Origin of the sequence: Coprococcus sp. HCN-4056 (assembly GCF_037892645.1) — a bacterium.
Lineage (GTDB): Bacteria > Bacillota > Clostridia > Lachnospirales > Lachnospiraceae > Coprococcus > Coprococcus ammoniilyticus.
Window position 1 is genome coordinate 464,476 of record NZ_JBBKBL010000002.1, and the last position, 22,037, is coordinate 486,512.

Below are 22,037 nucleotides of genomic sequence, written 5' to 3' on the forward strand. Positions count from 1 at the left end.
CTCTTCCTGAACCATAGAATAACCGGAAAAGTGCTCTGCTCTCCGGCATCAATTTTCTTATCTGCTATTTCCGTCTGCGCAATCTTGAAATAAAAAATCCATCGCAGTGATCCACTCCCTGCAGCAAAGTGATATACCCTTTTTCTGCACGTTTTTTTAAACATTCCGGCATATAGTCAGAAAGACTTTCCAGTTCGTACTCTTCATGTGCCTTTAAAAATGCTGTCACGTTTTCTTCATTCTCGATCCGGTCGATCGTACAGGTTGAATAGATCAGTGCCCCTCCCGGTTTTACATAGACGGCACAGACATCCAGAATCGTCTTTTGTATTGCTGCAAGTTCTCTTACCATATCCTCTGTTACATGATATTTAATATCATTTTTTCTCGCCATAACACCAAGTCCGGAACAGGGAAGATCTGCAAGAACAACATCTGCTTTCTCAATCATATCCGGATCCGGAACCGTTGCATCCCATACCTTTGTTGATACGTTATGAAGCTCTAACCGTTCCAAATTCTCATCGATCTTATCAACCTTTTCTTCTGAGATATCACGCGCATATACATGTCCCCGTTCTCCGGTCTGTTCTGCCGCATACATGGTCTTTCCGCCGGGAGCTGCACAGACATCAAGGATCACATCACCCGATCTGATCCCTGCTGCAAGCACCTGCAGGCTGGAGCTCTCATCCTGAACCGTAAACAGGCCTTCATGGAATCCCGGAACCGTACGGATATAATCATATCCTGAAATAATCAGGGACGTCTGATTATAATATCCTTTTTCTACTTTTATGCCTTTTTCGATCAGAATATTCCGAAATTTCTCCATTGTCGTTTGCATCGTATTTACACGGATCGTTGTGCCACGCTCCTGCTCGCCTGCCTGTAGAATCTGCTCTAACTGGTCTGTACTGTATTCCTTTAACAGAAATCCCACCAGCTCCTCCGGAACTGAATATTTCACAGACAAATATGATTCTACACCATCCTCCATGGAAGGATAAGTAATTGCCGCCTTGTTCCTGCATACACTCCGGAGCACGCCATTTACATACCCTTTTAATGTCCGGAACCCTCTTTTTCCTGTCAGGTTCACATATTCATTACAGGCAGCTTCATCCGGTACTGCATCCATATAAAAAATCTCATATGCTGCCATCCGTAAAATACAGCGGATGACCGGCTTACATTTTTTAATTTTTGTTTTTGAAAATTGATTAAGAATATAATCCAATCTGATCTTCTGCTCTGTTACACCCTCCGTCAACCGGCTGATGTAAGCACGTTCTTTTTTATTCATAAACTGATTTGCCCGGAGTGCTCCACCTAGAGCATCCCCTGCAAATCGATCATTACGGTCAATATCAAGCAGAATATCCAGAACGATCTCTCTTGAAGTTTTACTCATATATCATCTGACCTGTCTTAAGTTTATTTCCTGCAAGAAATGCTGCACAATCCATCGGCTTCTTGCCTTCCGGCTGAAGCTTTCTTATCATTAATGCTCCATTTCCACATGCAACCGTAAAGTTTTTCTTCGTAACACGAACGATCATTCCCGGAACGATCTGTGTTCCATCCTCCAATGCCTCCTCCGGTTGTTCACAAACGGAAGCCTCATAGATCCGTACAGTCTTCTGATTCATCTTCGTATAAGCAACCGGCCATGGCTGTAACCCACGGATCAGTCGTTCCAGAGAAGCTGCATCTTTTGTAAAATCAAGCTCTCCCATTTCTTTCTTCAGCATGGATGCATAACAGCTTAACGAATCATCCTGTGGTGTCCGTATCGCTGTATGGTCTTCAAGCTTTGAAAGTGTAGACAGGATCAGCTCTGCACCTGCGTCTGCAAGTTTATCGTGAAGCGTAACTCCGGTATCGGTATCTGCGATCGGAACAACCGTCTTTTCGATCATATCTCCGGTATCTAATCCCTTTGCCATATACATCGTAGTAACACCGGATTCTGTCTCACCATTAATGATCGTCCACTCAATCGGAGCTGCTCCTCTGTATTTTGGAAGCAGTGACGCATGAATATTGATGCATCCGTACTGTGGAATATTTAAGATAGATTCCGGAAGGATCTGTCCATAGGCTGCTACAACGATAGCATCCGGCTGATAATCCCGGATAATCTGAACATTTTCTTCCTCCCTGAGTTTTACCGGCTGATAAACTGGTATATCAAGGGAAAGTGCCTTTTCCTTAACAGGTGTTGGCTGAAGTGTTTTTCCTCTTCCCTTCGGTTTATCCGGCTGCGTAAAACATGCAAGAACCTTGTGTCCTGCATCTACGATTGCCTGCAAAGGCTTTACTGCAAATTCAGGGGTTCCCATATATATAATATTCATACGATTATCTCTGCCTCCTTATAGTCATCTGGTAATTCTTTTATTCTGTCTCGTATAAGCCATCTTCTACTTTATCTTTATATAAGATACCCTCCAGATGGTCTGTCTCATGGCAGATTGCCCGTGCCAGAAGGCCTTCACCTGTTACCGTGATCTCATTCATATCACGATCCAGTGCTTTACAGACAACATGCATCGGTCTTGTCACCTGTCCAACCTTTCCCGGAAGGCTCAGACACCCCTCGTCTCCGGTCTGCTCGCCGGACGTCTCTATAATCTCAGGATTAATAAGCGTCAATGGATGCTCATCTCCGATATCAATTACAACGATCCTCTTTACAATTCCAACCTGTGGCGCTGCAAGCCCGACACCATTTGCCTCATACATAGTATCAAACATATCATCGATCAACTGAGATAACCGTGGAGTCATCTCCGTAACAGGCTTACATATCTTTCTTAAAATACTGTCGCCATCGATTCTTATCTTTCTTGTTGCCATCTCTTGTTCTCTCCTTAATACATATTTAAAGGATTAAAGTCAAATTGAAGACTTAAATCCTGAACTTCTTTTTTCTCTGATATATATTGTTCTATCTGATCTTTTAAAACCACCAGCTCATTATACCGATAATTCTTAATATAGACAACCCTTCTGTAAATATCACGGATTTTTGCAATTACCGGAGCAGACGGTCCGATTATCTTCATGTTCCGGTCATCTACCGAACAGCTTCTGATATAATCACAGATATCCTCCGCCATCTGATCCAGAAAGGCTTCATCTGAACTTACCATCAATACCACCATCATATTCCATTCCGGTGGATATTTCATCAGTCCCCGATATGCCTCTTCTTCTTTATAAAAATAGGAATAATCCTGTCCGGCTGCTGCTTTTATCGCATAATGCTCCGGCTTATAGGTCTGGATCACAACCTTTCCCGGCTGTTCCCCTCTTCCGGCTCTTCCTGCCGCCTGGGTGATCAGATCAAAAGTCCGTTCTCCTGCACGGTAATCATTCTGAAACAGTGTAAGGTCTGCAAGAATGATCCCAACCAGTGTTACATTTGCAAAATCATGTCCTTTTACGATCATCTGTGTTCCGACCAGAATATCAGCTTCTCCGTTTCCAAACTTTTCCAGGATCTGTTCATGTGCATTCTTCGCAGTTGTCGTATCCTTATCCATACGAAGGATCCTCGCCTGCGGAAACAATCTCTGTACCTCTTCCTCCACCTTCTGAGTTCCGGTTCCATATCCGCCGATCAACCCTGAATGACAGGAAGGACATACTTTTGGCTGAGGCATCTGGAATCCACAATAATGACAGATCATCTGATTATTTCCATGTCTGGTCAGGCTGACATCACAGTGTGGACATTTCAGTGCCTCCCCACAACTTCTGCATGACACGAAACTGTTATATCCTCTTTTATTGATAAACAACATTACCTGCTGCCTGCGGGCAAGCCGATCCGCGATATCATCTGCAAGTTCCCGACTTATGATCGATCGGTTTCCTGCTTTTAATTCCTTTCTCAGGTCAACGATTGATGTCTTTGCGAGTTGTCCGCTTCCTGCACGTTCATGCAGTTCAAGCAAACGATATGTCCCGTTAAGTGCCTTGTGATAACTCTCAACGGACGGAGTTGCCGAACCAAGCAGTACACTTGCATGTTCAAGCTCCGCCCTTTTTACTGCTGTCTCTCTGGCATGATACTTCGGCGGATAATCACTCTTATAACTTGATTCGTGTTCCTCATCTATAATAATGATCCCCAGATTCTGAAATGGTGCAAATAATGCCGAACGTGGACCGATCACAACATCTACATCCCCGTTCTTTGCCCGCATGAACTGGTCATATTTTTCTCCATCACTCAATCTGGAATTCAGGATTGTCACCCGGTCTCCAAAGTAATTCCGAAAATACCGTACGGTCTGATATGTCAGTGCAATTTCCGGGATCAGAACGATCGCCTGTTTTCCCATCTCCACTGTTTTCTTTACAATATTCACATAGACTTCTGTCTTACCGCTGCCGGTAATTCCATGCAACAGATAAGTCTGTTGATGTCCCTGTTCCATATCATGGGTTATCTCATCTACTACAATCTGCTGTTCTTTGTTTAAAGTGATCTGAAATTCCTCTTTATAGTCATAAATCCCCGCCGTCCGATATCGTTCTTTGCTGATGACTGCGATGACTTTTTCCTGCTGCATCGCTTTCAGTGTAACCGAAGAGATATTCAGTCTCTGTCTGACAATATCCATTGACAGATACCGTTCCGGCACTTCTTCCAGCGCCTGTAGCAGCCGCAGCTTCGCCTGTGCATGTTTTTTCTGATATTGTTCTCTGACCTGTGCTAACTGTTCTGCATCCATCTGATCCGTCAGCACAACCATCTGATCCGTCAACTGCCGGATCGTCTTCTTTACCGGCATTACCATGCGGATTGCATTGATCATTGTAGATCCATAGTTCTCCCGGATCCATGCAGCGAGCGCAAGCAGTCGTCCTTCCACCGGAACCGACCGATCACAAAGTTCTGCAATCTTCTTGATCCGATCCGGCTGATATTCCGTCTGATCCGAAAAACCGATCACATATCCTGTACGAAGGTGGTTGCCTCTGCCAAATGGGATTTTAACCATGCTTCCTATCTGGATTTTTTCCTGTAATTCATCCGGTATCCGGTATTGAAACGGCCGGTCAATGGCTTCATGCGAAATATCGATTATTATATCCGCATATCTTGGTAACATCTTCTTCCTCCAGTATCTCCCGGATCAGGTCTCTCTCATCCATGTGATATTTCACACCCTTGATCTCCTGATAATCCTCATGTCCTTTACCTGCAAGTACGATCACATCGCCCGGTTCCGCATGCATGATCGCATACCGAATTGCTTCCTTCCGGTCAATGATCTCTACATATTTTCCTGTTGTCTTATCGATTCCTGTTTTTATATCATTGATGATTGCCTGTGGATCTTCTGATCTTGGATTATCCGATGTTATGATCGTGAGATCTGCCATATTTCCGGAAACCTCGCCCATCTCAAATCTTCTCTCTTTGGAACGGTCTCCTCCACATCCAAACAGGCTGACCAGTCTGCCAGGATTATATTCACGCAATGTTTCCAAAATGCTTTCAAGACTGACTGCATTATGTGCATAGTCGATCATGATCGTGAATTTGTCTGAGATTGGGATCAGTTCTACTCTTCCCTTTACCTTGATCGTTTTCAGGATTGCCTGTATCTTGTCAAATGGAACGCCCATCAGATCTGCAACTGCAATCGCTGCCAGTGAATTATAAATACTGAAATTACCCGGAAGATTAACCAGAACATCACCATTTAATTTTCCAGACAAATGATAACCAATACCCAGATGTCCGTCTTTGTTATACAGATTATGATCGTTTGCCTTGTAATCATAATCGCCATGAATTCCATAGGTCACGATCTTGCAGGCTGCATGCTCTGTCATCATATCTACATGTGCATCATCTGCATTGAAGATACCCGTTTTGCACATCGTGAATAATTTGCTTTTCCACATTGCATATTCTTCAAATGTCTTATGTTCATTTGGTCCGATATGATCTCTGGAAAGGTTTGAGAAAATACCGTAATCAAAATCAACCCCTGCCACACGGTCAAGCATCAATCCCTGTGAAGACACTTCCATAACAACACTGTCTAAGCCATTGTCGAGCATGTCCTTTAACTTCTTATGCACGATCATGGATTCCGGTGTCGTATTGTTCGCCGGTATGACTTCTTTTCCATCCATGATCTCGATCGTTCCGATCAGTCCAGTCTTGTGTCCTGCACTCATCAGCATCTCACGGATCATATATGTTGTTGTTGTCTTGCCCTTTGTTCCTGTAATGCCGATCACTGTCAGCTTGGACGAAGGATTTCCATAAAAATTGCTGCTGATGATTCCCATCGCATACCGGGTACTTTCAACCTTTACGATCAACACGCCCGGAACTGGATTTACATCCTTCTGGACGATCAGACAGACAGCTCCTTTTTCTGTTACATCTTTTATATATTCATGCCCATCAAACTTGGCTCCCACTATACAGAAAAACAATCCCTGTGCTCCAACTTTTCTGGAATCATTATAAATCTCTTTTATCTCAATATCTTCATCTCCGCAGATAACCGAATACTGCAGTCCCTTTAATAATTCGCTTGCTTTCATATGCTGCTCTCCTTTTTAGAAAAGAAAAAGGTTGCGCAAAAATGCAACAACCTCTTTTTTTATTAGTTATCTTCTTCGTCGTCACCGACAATCTTTACTTTGCCGCTGTAAAGCTCATCAACTGCTATGGATAAAGGCTTATTGCTTGCTGTATTTACAAGTGGCTCCTGTCCTGCTATTATCTCTCTTGCGCGCTTAGCAGTTGCAAGCACGATAGAATATCTGCTCTGAACTACCGGATGTTCTCCAGGTTCAACCTCTGAATTTACAACTGCCATTAAGTCTGTGTATGATGGATGTAACATAAAATTATATCCCCTTTCTATATTTTTTCTTACCAGATGCCTTTCAGGTCATCTCTTATTTCTTTTATATAAGCCTGATTATTTGATGTTCTGCATGCATAGCCTACGATCACTGAATTCACTGTCTGTATACATTCTTCCAGATCATCATTGATCACTATGTAGTCATATTTATCCATGTCTGCAGACTCTTCTGTTGCTTTCTTTAAACGCTTCAGAATTACATCCTCTGCTTCCGTTCCTCTGCCCCGCAGTCTGTCGCGCAGGCTGTCAATGCTCGGCGCACTGATAAAGATCAGCAATGCATCAGGGTACTGTTCTTTGATCTTCATAGCACCCATGACTTCTATCTCAAGGATAATATTTTTACCCTGATTCAGACTTTCTTCCACAAATTTTCTTGGTGTACCATAGTAATTCTCAACATATTGTGTCCACTCGATAAATCCGCCATAATCAATCAGATTCTCAAATTCGCTCTTATCCATGAAAAAGTATTCTCTTCCATGTTCTTCTCCGGTCCGTGGACTTCTGGTTGTTGCTGATATCGATAATTCATATCCATAATCAGACACCAGTCTCTTTACAACGGTACCTTTTCCGACTCCGGAAAAACCTGAAATTACAATTAATGAACCTCTGTTTCCCATCTTTTTTACTCCAAATTCTGTATCTGTTCTCTGACTTTTTCAATGTCCGTCTTTAATTCGATCGCACGGTTTGATACATCCAGTGAGTTTGCCTTGGAAAGGATCGTATTCGCCTCTCTGTTCATCTCCTGCGCAATAAAATCAAGTTTTCTTCCAACACTTCCACCTGCCTCCAGAATCTTTCTGGTGCTGTCAATGTGGCTCTTCAGACGAACCGTTTCCTCATCTACACAGATTTTATCCGCATATATAACAACCTCGGTTGCAATCCGGTTCTCATCGATTGCTGAGCTATCAATCAGTTCTGAAATCTTGTCGATCAATTTCTGACGATAAGCTGTTATAAGCTCCGGCGATACTTCTTCAATATAATCGACTGCAGCCGTCATATTGTCAAGCTTCTCCAGCAGATTAACCTTCAGGTTCTCACCTTCCACCATTCTTGACTTCACAAACTTATCAGCCGCCTCGTCAAGTGCACCTTGTATCAGGCTCCATAACTCATCTTCATCTACTGTCTGCTCTTCCAGAATAAAAACCTCCGGAAGTCTGCATATAATCGATGGACTGATATCATTTGTAAGATTAAAATCTGCTGCCATCTGATTCATATAGCCAACATATTCCTCTGCCAACTCTTTATTATATTTTACTGAGACATTTGTCTCGGTCAGATCTTCATAAGTGATAAAGACATCTACCTTACCACGTTCTATATACTTCTTTAAATATGCTCTTATAGTTGTTTCAAAAAAACTCAGTTTCTTTGGTGTTTTTACATTGATCTCGCAAAACCTGTGATTAACAGCCTTAATCTCCACAACTATCTTACGGGCTCCGGAAACGACTTCGCTTCGTCCAAAACCTGTCATGCTCTTAATCATAAAAATCACATTCTCCTTAAAACAATGGATACTATATTATACTTCAACCGCCATAAAAAATCAAATATTTTATCTCGTTACTTCTTCTATTCCACGGATCACCGGTTCTGCTATCATTGAATAATTCGTATGATAGATGACAAATCCCGGTTTGGCTCCTGCCGGCTTCTTCAGATTCATCCGTTTTGTATAGTCGATCTCCACCTTTGGATTCTCTCTTCCAGACGAATAATATGCTGCAAGCCTTGCCGCCTCTTCATAGGTCTGATCCGGAAGTTCTTCTGCTCCCTCCATCCGTACGATCACATGCGAGCCCGGCATCTTCTTTGCATGGAACCACATGTCCCCGCCATTTGCAAACTTAAATGTCAGTTCATCATTCTGCAGATTATTCTTGCCGACATATATATGAAAACCATCAGATGATATATAGTGATATGGCTTGCTCTTGCTGGTATGCTTATCCCCTTTTTTGCCATATCTTCCCTTGATATATCCGCTGATCATCAGCTCTTCTTTTACCTGAGCTAACGCATTTTCATCCAGTGTCATATCGATAAATGTCTGAACCGATTGTAGATATTCCAATTCATGTCTGGTCTCAACAGTCAGCTTTTCTAACACCTCATATGTCCGCTTCTGCTTGTTGTACTTTGCAAAATACCGTTTGGCATTCTCAAGCACCGATATTGTCGGATCGAGTGGAATTTCGATTTCTTCATTTGTGTAATAATTCAATGCACGGAAGCTCTTTGTTCCCTGCTCCACTCCATATCCATAGGTATTGATCAGCTCACCATATACCTTATATTTCTCCCGACCTTCGGTATCCTTCATCTGCTTTAACTGCAGATCATATTTCTTGCTGGCTCTTTCAATCGCAGTTGAGATGATTTTCCGCAGATCTGCTGATTTCTGCCGGATTCTTGTTACCTTGCTCTTCTTAAAGTAATACTCATCTAAAACCTTTGAAATTTCATCCTTATCTTCTACCTGATAATCCTGATACATACTGAGTCTTACTGATGAAAATTCAACCGGAATATACCCATCATATACAATATTCGGCACATAGTTTTCTGTCTTTATATCGGAAACCATTTTCTCAAATTCCTGGTACAGCTTCTCTTTCTGAATATCCGTTAACGCTGCTGTTGACTGTCCGCCATCGATTCCCACACGATAACAAAGCTCATTTGCGATCAGGGGTGAAATACCTGTAACTGAGGTATAAATTGCCTTTGTAACAGTCACAGGCTTTGTATATACCGAAGATGCAAAATAATCCTGATCTGCATCATATGGAGAACGCTTATCACCGGACGGCGGATATACATAAGCTTTACCTGGAAGGACCTCTCTCACCGAGCTTACCAGATGGGATATATGCTTGATACTATCAATTATCATTCCATCCGCATCCGTGAAGATAATATTACTGTGCTTACCCATGATTTCTATAATAAGCTTCTTTTTGCACAGATCTCCCATCTCATCGAGGTGCTCGATCGTGAATTCCACGATACGTTCAAAGCCCGGCTGGCAGACATCTACGATCCTGCCATTTCCGATATGCTTACGAAGCAGCATACAGAAATTCGGAGCTGTCATCGGATTCTCCTTAGGCACCGGCAGCAGATAGATCAGAGGCAGACTTGCATCTGCAGATAACAGTAAGCGGTAATTCTCCCTGTTGTTTTTTATAATAATATTCAGTTCATCATTTTCCGGCTGGTAGATCTTATAGATCCTTCCATCCACTAATTTCTTTTTCAGATCACTTACAACATTTGATATTACAACTCCGTCAAAAGCCATATGAAACCACCTTTCCTGCGCAGATCCACCTATTTTTGTACGACCGCAGCCCCAGATCTGTATGTTCTGCGGTAAAAAGGCAGAAAATGTATCGCAACATCTTCTGCCTGATTTTTCATTTATGAAAAATGAGTTTGACCGTTTGTTTTTATAATGAATTGTAAAGATCGTTATAGATCTTTGCTGAATTGTACCAGGAGTAATCCATTCTCATGCCACGCTCCTGAATACCATACCATGCGTCTTTGTTGTTATAATAAACTTCCTTTGCATAGTTGATCGCATCTAACAGCTCATATGCATTGTAATTTGCAAATGAGAAACCTGTACCTGTATTCTCAAACTGGTTATATGGTTCTACTGTATCTTTCAGACCACCAGTCTCTCTTACGATCGGAACTGTTCCATAACGAAGTGCCATTAACTGGGTCAGACCACATGGCTCAAATCTGGATGGAACAAGCATAACATCACAACCCGCATACATCTTATGGGATCTTTCATCCGAATAATAAATATTCGCAGAAACCTTTGCAGGATGAATGCCCTGATAATAACGGAACATATCTTCATATCTGCTGTCACCAGTTCCAAGAACGATGAACTGGACACCATCACAACAGATATCATTCATAATGCGATCAACCAGATCAAGTCCCTTCTGGTCTGTCAGTCTGGATATAATACCGATCACAAACTGCTTATCATCCTGTGGAAGTCCACATTCCTTCTGAAGTTCAACCTTGTTGATCTTCTTCAGTTCACGGAAATTGTCGACACTGTAATTCTTGTACACCTGTGAGTCTGTAGCAGGATTCCATACATCATAATCAATTCCGTTTACAATTCCCCAGAGTGACTGCCATCTTGCACTCAGAAGCCCATCCAAGCCTTCACCGTAATATGGTGTCTGAATCTCTCTGGCATATGTGTTACTTACTGTTGTGATCTTGTCTGCATATACAAGACCACCCTTTAACATACTTGCATCTTTTCTGACTTCCAGCTTATCCGGTGTGAATACATAATCCGGGAGACCGGAATCTGCCTTGAGCGTATCGATATCCCACTTACCCTGGAACTGTAAATTGTGGATTGTCATAACAGACTTCATGCCACTGAAAAACGGATTTCCGGCAAATAACGTTTTCAAGTATACCGGAACCAGACCAGCCTGCCAGTCATGGCAGTGCAGGATATCCGGCTGGAATCCTACTGCCGGCAGAATACATAATGCTGCCTTTGAAAAGAAGCTGAACTTTTCAATATCCCACTTTACATCTCCGTATGGGGTAAATCCATTGAAGTAATATTCATTATCAATAAAATATACTTTTACTCCTTCGTATTCCAGATACATAACCCCGACATAATCATTCTTATATCCGATATCCATATAGAAATGGGTCAGATACTGCATTTTTTCTCTGTATTTATTTGGAATACAAAGATAGTTCGGCATGATAACCCGAACATCATATTCATTTCTGTCAAATATTTTTGGAAGTGTTCCTACAACATCCGCCAGACCACCCGTTTTGATAAATGGTACACACTCTGAAGCAATATAAGCAACTTTCTTCATCTTCTCTTATTTCCTCCCATGGAATAACTCCAAAATAATATTAATTTTATCATATTTATACATATAATTCAATGAATAAAGGTGCTGCATTTTATTGCAATTATAAAATTTGGCTGTGGACTTTTGGTTACTTTTCCATTATGATGAAAATGATCGGTCAACACAGTTTTGAATGGTATCCGGCATACCCGGAAATGACCGTCAATTTTATTTTAATAAGGAGACCAAACATGGCAAAACAGAATGATGATGAATTAGATGATATCGAAATGATGTCACTTGAACTCGACGACGGAACAAACCTCGAATGTGAGATTGTTGCTACCTTTGATGTTGAGGATACCTCTTATATTGCTTTGCTTCCTGTCGAAGCACCGGAAGGTTATGATGATGACGAGGTTCTTGTATACCGTTATATTGAACTTCCAAACGATGAATTCACACTGGAACCAATTGATGATGAAGAAGAATTCGATATGGTTGCTGATGCTTTTGATGAAATTCTGGATGAGATGGAATTCAATTCCATGTCTGAAGATGACTAATCATCTTCAGACACAGTAACCAGATTATTTTTTATCGTATATTCGATACTTAATGTTTTTGTAATCTGATCTTTTTCAAAATACACACAGATTTTTTTATCATCCACAAATGTTATGACACCTTTGCCATATCGTTTGTGGATGATTTTATTTCCAACCTGAAGCATATCATAGTCGATCACCATTTCTGTTACAAACCGGGAAATCTGTCCCGTCTTTCCATACACCACCTTCGGTACATAGATATACAGACCATATCGTGCCCTGGTAACGGCAACATAGAACATTCTCCGTTCTTCCTCCAGTTCCGCATCTGTGACCGATTTCTTATGGGGCGTCATTCCTTCTACTGCATTCATGATAAATACCTGATCAAACTCCAGTCCTTTTGCCCCATGCATCGTCGCAAGTACAACTGCATCCTTTGCGTGTTCCGCTGTTTTCCCCTGTTCCTTCAGTTTTATCCTATATTCATTTAACAGGTTAAACCACTCAATAAAGGAATCGGCACCTCTTGCCATCTCCTGAAATTCATCCGCAATATCCATATACTCCTGCGGATCGATTCCTCTATATGAAGCATATTCCTTCAGATATTCATCATACCCAACTGCTTTCCTGATATAATTAATGGCTGCATATGGTTTTAATTCTGCGATCCTCCTGAAATCCGTTTCCAGGGTTACCAGATTCTGCACTATCCTGTGATTATCCTTATAGAATTCCTGCATCCGCTCCAGATCTACCGGATCAGTTTCCAGGCACTCCCGGCTTATATACCGGTTCGGTCGATTTATGATCCGTAAAAATAATGCCCGTTCTCGGTTTCCAAGTGCTGCCTTAATATAATCAAGGATATTCACGACGACAAAATGGGAAAACAGATCCGGCATATTATCCTTCATCCGGAATGGAATATTATTCTGCATCAGCTTCATTGCAAGTCCGGACGGTTCCGAATTGGTACGATAAAGAATAGCAATATCCAAATATGGGATACCCTGCTGATTCATCTCCCGGATTTTCTGTATGATACCATCTGTTTCCTGCCGCATTCCCTCGACTTCAATCACATGCACACGCTCACACTGACTTTTCTCAAATGCAGACCGGATCTCCTTCTGATACCGCTTCTTATTGTTCTTAATGATACGTCCTGCCGATTCCACGATTGCACTGCTGCATCTGTAATTTATACTTAGGCAGACCATCCGGGTATCCGGGAAATCATCCGGGAAGCCAAGCATGATCCTCGTATCTGCGCCACGGAATCCATAAACAGACTGGTCGTCGTCTCCCACCGCAAATATATTATGTTCTTTTCCTAACAGCAGCTTCACAGTCTTATACTGGATCCTGTTAATATCCTGAAACTCATCAATCAGAATATACCGGAACCTCTGCTGCCACATTCTCCGGATATCCGGTCTATCCCGAAGCAATTCATATGTAAATACGAGCATATCATCAAAATCAATCTTATTATTCGCCCGAAGTACCTCTTCATACTCCCTGTAAGCAATCCGGAAATCTTCCGGCTTCATGTTCATCGAATGATACTGTCCGATCGGTGTCAGTTCACTTTTTACCAGACCGATCTCTGCAATTACATTTTTTGCAAAATCATCCTGTCCATTGTATTCCATATTATGTTTTTCAATAATACTGCGAATGATCTGATATTTCTCCGATTCCAGTATGATATTGCTTCCATTATATCCATAGGCTTGACGTAAGATCATAAAGAATACCGAATGAAAGGTTCCAAAAGTAACACCACTCGAATATCCCATTATTTTCTCAAACCGGCTTTTCATCTCACCTGCTGCTGCCTTGGTAAAAGTGATCACCAGGATCTGACTTCCATTTACCCGACCATGCTCCAACATATATTTCACCCGGTGCGTGATCACCGTCGTTTTTCCACTTCCCGGTCCCGCTAGAACTAGCATTGGCCCTTTTTCATGCCGGATCGCTTCTAATTGTTCCTTACTGAATTGCTGTTTTTCTTCCAATCGTTCTTCCCTTCAACAGAAAAGAGAACAGGACGGATACAACCATCTGTCTGTTCTCTTTCTCTTTCCTGTTATAAAATTCTGCTGTAGTTCTTCTTTATCAGATTATCTACCGCAGCATTTCTTATACTTCTTACCACTACCACAAGGGCATGGATCATTTCTTCCAACCTTTGGAGGCTTTACAAGTGTTCTGGATGTCTTCTCTTTCTTATAGAGTTCATCTCTCTTTTCCTGTGTAAGGATCTTGTCCCATGCAGGTAATGTATATAACCATTCTGCATTGCATCCAACCATATTCATATACAGCTTCTCATAATCAATACCAAGTGTTACTTCTGAATCCTCTGTAACCTCGTCGAGATTATTCGATGTGATCAGGCTGTCATCAATTCCATCCAAGAAACCGATCATGGTCTGGATACTTACTTCAAACTTCTCTGCAAGTGCCTTTACTGTTCCTTTTACAGGATCTGCCTTTGGATTTGCAAGAATTATTTCATAAATACCTTTTTCTGCCTGAAAATAATCAAACCAGAACTGCTTTCCTTCTGGTGTTCTGTCATCAAAACCATACGCATAATCGCGCCACTGTGATAATAAACTCATGTTACATACCTCGTTTCAATTTTTAAAACTTTATAGAGTATATCAGATAATCCCTTATTTTTCAACATTATTCTTTTCTGTTTCATCTGACGACACAGCCTGATCTGCCAGTTCTTTTCCTTTTGCTGTAAGCAGCTTTGTGATCAGACTGATTCCATAAAATAATACCGGAACCAGAATGCACAGAAATAATGCCGCTGAAAAATATTCACTGCCTGTTATTCCCAAGATAAATACCCAGACAACCAGTCCAAGAATCACAAGGACCATAAGAAAGGCTGCTATCCGCTTCATTTTCTCCATTAAAGTTCTTCCTTTATCTTCTTAAAATATTGTTTTATGTTCTGCTCATATCCATTATCCGTCGGTTCATAAAACTGTCTGTCTGCGATCTCATCAGGCAGATACTGCTGTTTTACATAATGATTTGGATAATCGTGTGCATATTTATAACCTGTATGTCCAAGCTTCTTTGCTCCGCCATAATGTGCATCCCGCAGATAGACCGGAACCTGTCCTGTCTGCTCATGTTCCACAACATTTTTTGCAGAAAAGATCGCATTCACGATCGCATTACTCTTTGGAGCGCACGCCACGTAGATCGCCGCATGTGCAAGTATGATCTGAGCCTCCGGCATACCGACCCGCTCTACCGCCTGCGCACATGCTGTTGCAACACAGATTGCATTTGGATCCGCATTTCCAACATCCTCACAGGCACATATCATGATCCGTCTTGCTATAAATGTAATGCTTTCTCCACCGCACAGCATCTTTGCCAGATAAAATACGGCAGCATCCGGATCGGAACCACGCATACTCTTGATAAATGCAGAAATGATATCATAATGATTGTCTCCGTCCTTATCATATCGGAATGCTCTTCTCTGAATACATTCCTCTGCCACCGACAGCGTAATATGAATCTGCCCATCTGCTTCCGGTTCGGAAGAAAGAACTCCAAGCTCTACTGCATTTAGTGCACTTCTGGCATCTCCTTCTGACATATCACTTAAGAATTCCACGGCATCATCATCTATACATGCATTAAAGGCTCCCATGCCCCTCTGGTCATAAACAGCCTTTAATATGATCTCTTTTATATTTTCTTTTGACAACGGTTTTAATTCAAAAATATTAGATCTTGAAATTAAAGCCCCATTCACTTCAAAGTAAGGATTCTCTGTCGTTGCTCCGATCAGGATGATCGTTCCATCCTCCACAAATGGAAGCAGATAATCCTGCTGTGATTTATTAAAGCGATGGATCTCATCAATAAAAAGTATGGTTCGTTTTCCATACATTGCCTTCATATTCTTCGCTTCTTCTATGATCTGCTCCATATCCTTCTTACCGGAGGTTGTTGCATTGATCTGCTTGAAATCCGCCTTTGTCGTATGTGCGATCACCATGGCAAGCGTCGTTTTTCCGGTTCCCGGCGGTCCGTAAAAAATCAGTGAGCTAAGCTTATCCGCCTTTATCGCACGATAGAGTAATTTCTCTTTTCCGATAATATGCTCCTGCCCGATCACCTCATCCAAGCTCTCAGGTCGCATTCGTTTTGCCAGAGGAGAATCATCATCCTTCTGGTTTTCTCTCATATAATCAAATAAATCCATTCTTATTCATCCTAAATAACATCAAGCTTCTTAAGGATCTCGTTGAATTTCATAATATCAATCGGTTTGCAGATGTAATCATCATAATCATCACTGGCCTGATTGCTGTCAAAGCTGGTTTCATCCAGTGCACTTGTCATAATAACCTTTGACCGTAACATTCTGGATACGCCATGCTTTCTCTCTGCATTTCGAATCGATGCAAGTACCTTATATCCATCGATCTTCGGCATCATGATATCCAGACAGACAAGTTCAAAATTTTCGCCCTTTTCCAAATGATTTACAAATTCATCAACAGCTGCAATTCCATCTGGTGTAATTACAACTTCTCCAAATTTACTTAAATATTTTGATAAAAACTTTGCATTTGCAACATCGTCCTCAGCAATTAATATTCTCATGACAAACTTCCTCCTACTTTAAAATCTAAGCATCTTTTCAATCTGGTTCAGCATCTCTTTTACTTCAACACGAAATGTTTTCTTGGAATATTTGGTTCTTCGCTCTAAAAGACCCTCTGTAAATATACCATTAAACATCAATGTCAATTCCCGTGGGGTAAATACCTCCCGAATCTCTCTGTCTGCTATAGCGTCTTCAAACAGCTTACAGACAAATTCATTTCTCTTCAAAATACATTCAGAAATAACCTCTCGTGTCTCACTCAGATGCAATAATTCCTCATAATGCAGCATAATCGCACCCATACCAATATAATTATCATAATAGGTTGCATATGTATCTGCATAAAAACGTAACTTATCCATATTTGATCCGGCCTGATGATCCACGGTCATCTGGATATTCTTATCAAATGCCGCATACTGTACGACCACTTCCGTCAATACTTCATCAATACCCCCGAAGTATTTATAGATCAAAGTTTCGGATATATTTTCCTTACGAGCCAGATTCTTGGTTGTCAGAGCATTCAATCCCAGATCGCCGATTAGTTCAACTGCCGATGCAACGATCTTATCCCTTCTTGAAACGTAATTCTCAGCCACACCGTTCTCCTCTCAACACATAAACTTACACCCAATATATACTATATAATTCTATGTCATGCTCTTTCGTTTGTCAATCAAAAAAGCTTCAAATTAATATACGCAGAACACAGTTGTAAACTTCTCTTTTTTCTTCTGTTTTCAAGGTGCTTTTATGCCTGTGTTTCTGATGAAACACCTGTTTTTATACAGTTACAGTCGTCAGCATATGCTTTTTCCGGTCGTAATAATAAAGATTATAAGAAAGGATATCCTGTCGGTGAAGCACACTGTCATTTGCTTCTTTCACAATATCTGCCAGCATCTTTGGCTCCGACACTTTTCCAGCCTCCACAAACATACACTCATGAATACTGGACGGCATAATATAGATACTGTCCCCGGCAAGCTCCGTACACATATCAAGGATTCCCCTGTACAACATAGCTCCGGCTCCGTTTAATCCCATTTCATTTGATATTACATACAGTTCTCCGCACTCGCCCGAAAACTCATCTTCCACAAATGCAGGAAGACAGTTTCTCGCCTTTAGATATGCTGTGATCCGGTCGATCACTGGAGGAAAATATCTTGGAGTATTCCTTTCTGCCAGTTGGTAAAGTGTCTTCGTATCTGTATGCCATCGTTTCAGATCATCCTCTGATACCGTTGATGATGCCATCCCATTCTCACCTTTATGAAAGACACATCGAAATATGATCGCAAGATCATGAAACGGAATATACGGAACATGCTCCAGATATTCTTCATTCATACTTTGATTCACAACCGTATAGATCAGCCGGTTCTTCACCCAGTTAAAATCCATATAGTTCTGAATTTCATTGTCGGATGATACTTTGGTACATCGTTCCGTAAAGATATCCTTTATCCTCAAAACAACAGTATGTATCTCCTCCTTTTGAATATCCTCTCTATAAAAATCGTCAATATATATCGTTGGTGTTATCATGGAATTTCTGTCCCTTATATTGATTCCTGTAAGAATCAACCCGTTATTTTTTACAACTCTGGTAACCGCAACCTCCATATTGTCCGGTTCAAATAAAACTGCCAGCCCATCTCTGACTGTTTCTGTAAATTCATTAAATTTCATTTTATCTCTCCTTCGCAGCTTCTTTGTCTGAAACATTTCGAAAAAATGATAAAATCCGGATTCTATTGCTGAAATATTTCTTCCATCATGATAAAGAATTTCCTATGTGTCGTCAACATTTTGCGTGTGTTTATTTGTAACAGCTTGTGCGTTTCTGTAACAGTTTTTCTTCCGAACAAACAAAAACGGATGTGTATTTCGCATCTTTCTTATCAAAATCTGCAAAAAACACATCCGCTCTTATATTTTTTTATCGATGGATAACAATGCTTTTATCCGCCTGCTCACAGGCAAAACCAGCCATCCCTATTTATATTCTTTTACATATTTTGACAAAAAACTAACAAATACGTCCATCTCTGCATCCGTTCCGATCGAGATTCTCAGATAATTGTCAATCCTTGGCTTATCAAAATAACGCACATAGATATTATTCTCTTTTGCCGCAGCAAAGATCTCCTTTGCAGGAATACTCTCATGTGTTGCAAATACAAAGTTTGCAGTTGATGGCAGACAGGTAAATCCAAGCTCTGCGATCTCTTTCACAAATCTTTCTCTGGTTGCAATGATCTGTCCAACCTTCTCCCTGAAATATGCATCATCATGAATGGATTCTACACCGAGCACAAGAGACGGGCGGTTCATCGTATATGAATTATAGGAGTATTTCACATCATTTAAGGCTTTGATCAATTCAGGGTTGCTGATCGCATAACCGATTCGAAGTCCCGCCATGGAACGTGATTTTGAAAAGGTTCTGACTACCACAAGATTGTCGTATTTGTCGATCAGAGGAAGTGCTGTTTCTCCTCCAAAATCAATATATGCCTCATCTACGATCACGATCACGTCCGGATTGTTCTTTATGATCTCCTCTACATGATCCAACGATTCGTAGATACCTGTCGGTGCGTTTGGATTCGGGAATACGATTCCACCGTTTTCGCCCTTATAATCATCTATCTTCAGACGGAAGTTCTCATCAAGTGGCATCTGCTTATATGGAATCCGGAACAGTTCTGCCCATACATCATAAAAAGAATATGTGATATCCGGGAACAGAATCGGTTTATCCGAATTAAAGAAGGTCAGAAATGACATTGCAAGTACATCATCGGAACCTACACCTACAAATACCTGTGATGCATCCACACCATGATACTCCGCCAGTGCATCCACCAGTGCGCCTGCTGTCGGATCCGGATATAACCGTAACAGATCCTCATTATCCTGAACCGCTTTTACTCTTGGAGACGGTCCATACGGATTCTCATTTGTATTTAATTTGATCACATTTGTATTCTTTGGCTGCTCACCAGGTACATATGGTTCAACCTGACGAATATTATCTCTCCATGATGCCATGATTTATCCTCCATGTTATCTCTGCTAATCAGCAGGTTATCGTTTTCAGTTGTCTATTCTATCATTTTGCAGGATGAGATACAAGATAAGAATCATCTGACACTTATTTATAAAAGGACTCTCCAGTTATTCTCACATTTTCCCTGCACGATCAAATTTTCATCTCCGATCAACTGGTAATTATCATACCCCATTGTGACATCTGCAATTACATCAACTGCATTTTTTCCAATGCTTTTTTCATTATCCGAATAAAGAATATTATAGTCTTCATCTACCAGATAAGACTGCAACTCACTCATATCGTCAGATGCGGTAAGGACATCACTGAGTTCCCTGCTGTAAAATGCTGCGATCAGGATTGCATTTTTATTTAACCGTTTCAGATAATAAAGCCGGTCATAACATTTACTATAGTCAAAAAACACCCGGATTCTGTTTTTGTATTTTCTGAAAATGCCATTTTCCGCTCCATATTCAAACTGACATACTACAACCTTCGTTCTATGCCGGGGATAGGTACATTCTATATCTGTACTGCCCGGATAGAAACATTATACTCAATTTTTCAGATATGGCATATAAATCCTTTTATAACAGAATGTGTTTTTTCCAAATTCCGGCTTTGTAAAATAAAAATGATATTATAGCTCCAACGGCTGTCGCGATCGGTATAGATATCGCAATTCCTCTTACACCAAGTTCACAAAGGAACGCCAGAACATATGCTAACGGAATACGAACGATAAATGCAGATATCATATTTGTAACCAGCGTAATCCATCCATTTCCAGTTGCAGTTGAAACCGTATTAAATGACATGATAAATGGAAGTCCCACATATTCAAACGAAAAAGCAAAGATATACGGCATACCATAGACTAGGACATCTTCTTTTACGCCAAACAGATGAAATATCTGCTCCGGGAATATGTGCATCAACGTAAACACGACCAAAGACACACCAATACAGAGAACCAGACAACAGTGCATAGTCTTTGATGATCGTTTCACATCTTTCTTGCCCATATTCTGTGCGATCATGGCTGATGCAGCCGAGCTGATCGCTGCTTCCGGAAGAATTGCAAATCCATTAAAGTTATTTACTATTCCTGCTGCAGCCGATGCTGCTACACCACCCGCCCTGTTAATGAATGTAGTCAAGATCAAAAACGAAAAATTTGTACCAACCATTTGAATACTAAGCGGCAATCCGGTACGAAGCAGAGTGTGGAATCCCTCTTTTATAAAATGAAAAGAAGATGGTTTGAAATCAAACATAAAATCATGATGTTTTAAATATATTATACAAAATAACATCGAACAGCCCTGTGCAAATACAGTTGCAACAGCAGCACCACCGGCTCCTAAATGAAATCCGGCAACCAGCACCAGATCCAAAATAATGTTGATCACACATGCAATCATAACAAAGATCATCGGTGTCCGACTGTCACCAAGTCCACGCATAATTGCACTTAATGCATTATAACCATAAATAAATAATAGGCCCAAAGTGCAAATAAACAAATACTGTTCTGCCTGTGAAAATGCCTCTTCAGGTGTATCAAGTAATCGAAGTAACGGCTGTTTTAATATAAATAACAGTACCATAAATGCTGCTGCCATAACTGTCAATGTTATGAATAATGTACTGATCGCTCCATTGATCTTATCCTTACGTTTTGATCCTAGATAATTTCCAAGCATCACAGTTCCTCCGCCTGACAGTCCCGCAGCAAGATTTGTCAGGATCACAAGCACCTGTCCTCCGATATTAGCTGCCGATATGGAATTTGTTCCGCCAAAATGTCCTAATATGATCAGATCGATCAGGCTGTATAAGGACTGGATCAAATTACTGATAAAAAACGGCACAGCAAACCATACAAGCTGCTTCCAGATATTTCCTTTTGTAAGATCATGTTCAAATGTACTCATGTCTACATTC

Annotated in this window: 21 protein-coding genes; 1 reads left to right on the plus strand and 20 read right to left on the minus strand. The window is 41.0% G+C overall.

Features of this window, described 5'->3' with window-relative positions:
* Positions 1–64: 64 nt before the first annotated feature.
* The 10 genes from rsmB to glgA form a co-directional block, all read right to left on the minus strand.
* Entirely contained in the window at positions 65–1,414 is a 1,350-nt protein-coding gene (gene rsmB / locus WKT03_RS04600) for a 16S rRNA (cytosine(967)-C(5))-methyltransferase RsmB (RefSeq protein WP_021943240.1), read from the minus strand.
* Positions 1,407–2,360, minus strand: coding sequence for a methionyl-tRNA formyltransferase (gene fmt / locus WKT03_RS04605; protein WP_021943239.1), 954 nt, complete (start codon positions 2,358–2,360; stop codon positions 1,407–1,409). Before fmt ends, rsmB begins: the two co-directional genes overlap by 8 nt.
* A 40-nt stretch (positions 2,361–2,400) precedes the next feature.
* Positions 2,401–2,862, minus strand: a complete 462-nt coding sequence (gene def / locus WKT03_RS04610) for a peptide deformylase (protein WP_021943238.1) — start codon at positions 2,860–2,862, stop codon at positions 2,401–2,403.
* A gap of 14 nt (positions 2,863–2,876) precedes the next feature.
* Positions 2,877–5,129, minus strand: coding sequence for a replication restart helicase PriA (gene priA / locus WKT03_RS04615; RefSeq protein WP_021943237.1), 2,253 nt, complete (start codon positions 5,127–5,129; stop codon positions 2,877–2,879).
* Positions 5,086–6,585, minus strand: a complete 1,500-nt coding sequence (locus WKT03_RS04620; RefSeq protein ID WP_021943236.1) for a UDP-N-acetylmuramoyl-L-alanyl-D-glutamate--2,6-diaminopimelate ligase — start codon at positions 6,583–6,585, stop codon at positions 5,086–5,088. Before WKT03_RS04620 ends, priA begins: the two co-directional genes overlap by 44 nt.
* Before the next feature lie 62 nt (positions 6,586–6,647).
* Positions 6,648–6,890 carry a DNA-directed RNA polymerase subunit omega gene (gene rpoZ / locus WKT03_RS04625; RefSeq protein WP_021943235.1) on the minus strand — a complete coding sequence of 81 codons (243 nt, stop codon included), beginning with the start codon at positions 6,888–6,890 and terminating at the stop codon, positions 6,648–6,650.
* 29 nt (positions 6,891–6,919) lie between these two features.
* Positions 6,920–7,540, minus strand: coding sequence for a guanylate kinase (gmk, locus tag WKT03_RS04630; RefSeq protein WP_021943234.1), 621 nt, complete (start codon positions 7,538–7,540; stop codon positions 6,920–6,922).
* Positions 7,541–7,545: 5 nt separating this feature from the next.
* Entirely contained in the window at positions 7,546–8,424 is an 879-nt protein-coding gene (locus WKT03_RS04635) for a YicC/YloC family endoribonuclease (protein ID WP_021943233.1), read from the minus strand.
* Between the two features lie 69 nt (positions 8,425–8,493).
* Complete coding sequence (locus WKT03_RS04640) at positions 8,494–10,242, minus strand: Rqc2 family fibronectin-binding protein (RefSeq protein ID WP_117784982.1); 1,749 nt, start codon at positions 10,240–10,242, stop codon at positions 8,494–8,496.
* 148 nt (positions 10,243–10,390) lie between these two features.
* Positions 10,391–11,827, minus strand: a complete 1,437-nt coding sequence (gene glgA / locus WKT03_RS04645) for a glycogen synthase GlgA (protein WP_021943231.1) — start codon at positions 11,825–11,827, stop codon at positions 10,391–10,393.
* A 230-nt stretch (positions 11,828–12,057) separates the two neighbouring features.
* Here glgA and WKT03_RS04650 point away from each other — a divergent pair, with 230 nt between their 5' ends.
* The gene (locus WKT03_RS04650) at positions 12,058–12,372 is read left to right on the plus strand and encodes a DUF1292 domain-containing protein (protein ID WP_021943230.1); all 315 of its coding nucleotides are present in this window, start codon (positions 12,058–12,060) and stop codon (positions 12,370–12,372) included.
* Here WKT03_RS04650 and WKT03_RS04655 read toward each other — a convergent pair.
* The 10 genes from WKT03_RS04655 to WKT03_RS04700 all read right to left on the minus strand — a co-directional run bounded on the left by WKT03_RS04655 (position 12,369) and on the right by WKT03_RS04700 (position 22,027).
* Positions 12,369–14,387, minus strand: a complete 2,019-nt coding sequence (locus WKT03_RS04655) for an ATP-dependent helicase (RefSeq protein ID WP_340390975.1) — start codon at positions 14,385–14,387, stop codon at positions 12,369–12,371. The two genes, WKT03_RS04650 and WKT03_RS04655, sit on opposite strands and share 4 nt — an antisense overlap.
* Positions 14,388–14,492: 105 nt before the next feature.
* The gene (locus WKT03_RS04660) at positions 14,493–14,996 is read right to left on the minus strand and encodes an SEC-C metal-binding domain-containing protein (RefSeq protein ID WP_021943228.1); all 504 of its coding nucleotides are present in this window, start codon (positions 14,994–14,996) and stop codon (positions 14,493–14,495) included.
* Between the two features lie 54 nt (positions 14,997–15,050).
* Positions 15,051–15,299, minus strand: coding sequence for a hypothetical protein (locus tag WKT03_RS04665; protein WP_262529239.1), 249 nt, complete (start codon positions 15,297–15,299; stop codon positions 15,051–15,053).
* Positions 15,299–16,615 carry a replication-associated recombination protein A gene (locus tag WKT03_RS04670; protein ID WP_262529238.1) on the minus strand — a complete coding sequence of 439 codons (1,317 nt, stop codon included), beginning with the start codon at positions 16,613–16,615 and terminating at the stop codon, positions 15,299–15,301. Before WKT03_RS04670 ends, WKT03_RS04665 begins: the two co-directional genes overlap by 1 nt.
* An 11-nt stretch (positions 16,616–16,626) precedes the next feature.
* The gene (locus tag WKT03_RS04675; RefSeq protein WP_021943225.1) at positions 16,627–17,019 is read right to left on the minus strand and encodes a response regulator; all 393 of its coding nucleotides are present in this window, start codon (positions 17,017–17,019) and stop codon (positions 16,627–16,629) included.
* 18 nt (positions 17,020–17,037) lie between these two features.
* The gene (locus WKT03_RS04680) at positions 17,038–17,625 is read right to left on the minus strand and encodes a TetR/AcrR family transcriptional regulator (protein WP_021943224.1); all 588 of its coding nucleotides are present in this window, start codon (positions 17,623–17,625) and stop codon (positions 17,038–17,040) included.
* A gap of 184 nt (positions 17,626–17,809) precedes the next feature.
* Positions 17,810–18,721 carry a DUF5688 family protein gene (locus tag WKT03_RS04685; RefSeq protein ID WP_262529237.1) on the minus strand — a complete coding sequence of 304 codons (912 nt, stop codon included), beginning with the start codon at positions 18,719–18,721 and terminating at the stop codon, positions 17,810–17,812.
* 306 nt (positions 18,722–19,027) lie between these two features.
* On the minus strand, positions 19,028–20,086 hold the full coding sequence (hisC, locus tag WKT03_RS04690; RefSeq protein ID WP_340390976.1) for a histidinol-phosphate transaminase: 1,059 nt from the start codon (positions 20,084–20,086) through the stop codon (positions 19,028–19,030).
* A gap of 107 nt (positions 20,087–20,193) precedes the next feature.
* Positions 20,194–20,514 carry a hypothetical protein gene (locus WKT03_RS04695; RefSeq protein ID WP_262529234.1) on the minus strand — a complete coding sequence of 107 codons (321 nt, stop codon included), beginning with the start codon at positions 20,512–20,514 and terminating at the stop codon, positions 20,194–20,196.
* Positions 20,515–20,677: 163 nt separating this feature from the next.
* A complete protein-coding gene (locus WKT03_RS04700; protein WP_021943221.1) occupies positions 20,678–22,027 on the minus strand; it encodes an MATE family efflux transporter in 1,350 nt (449 codons plus the stop codon).
* Positions 22,028–22,037: the final 10 nt, after the last annotated feature.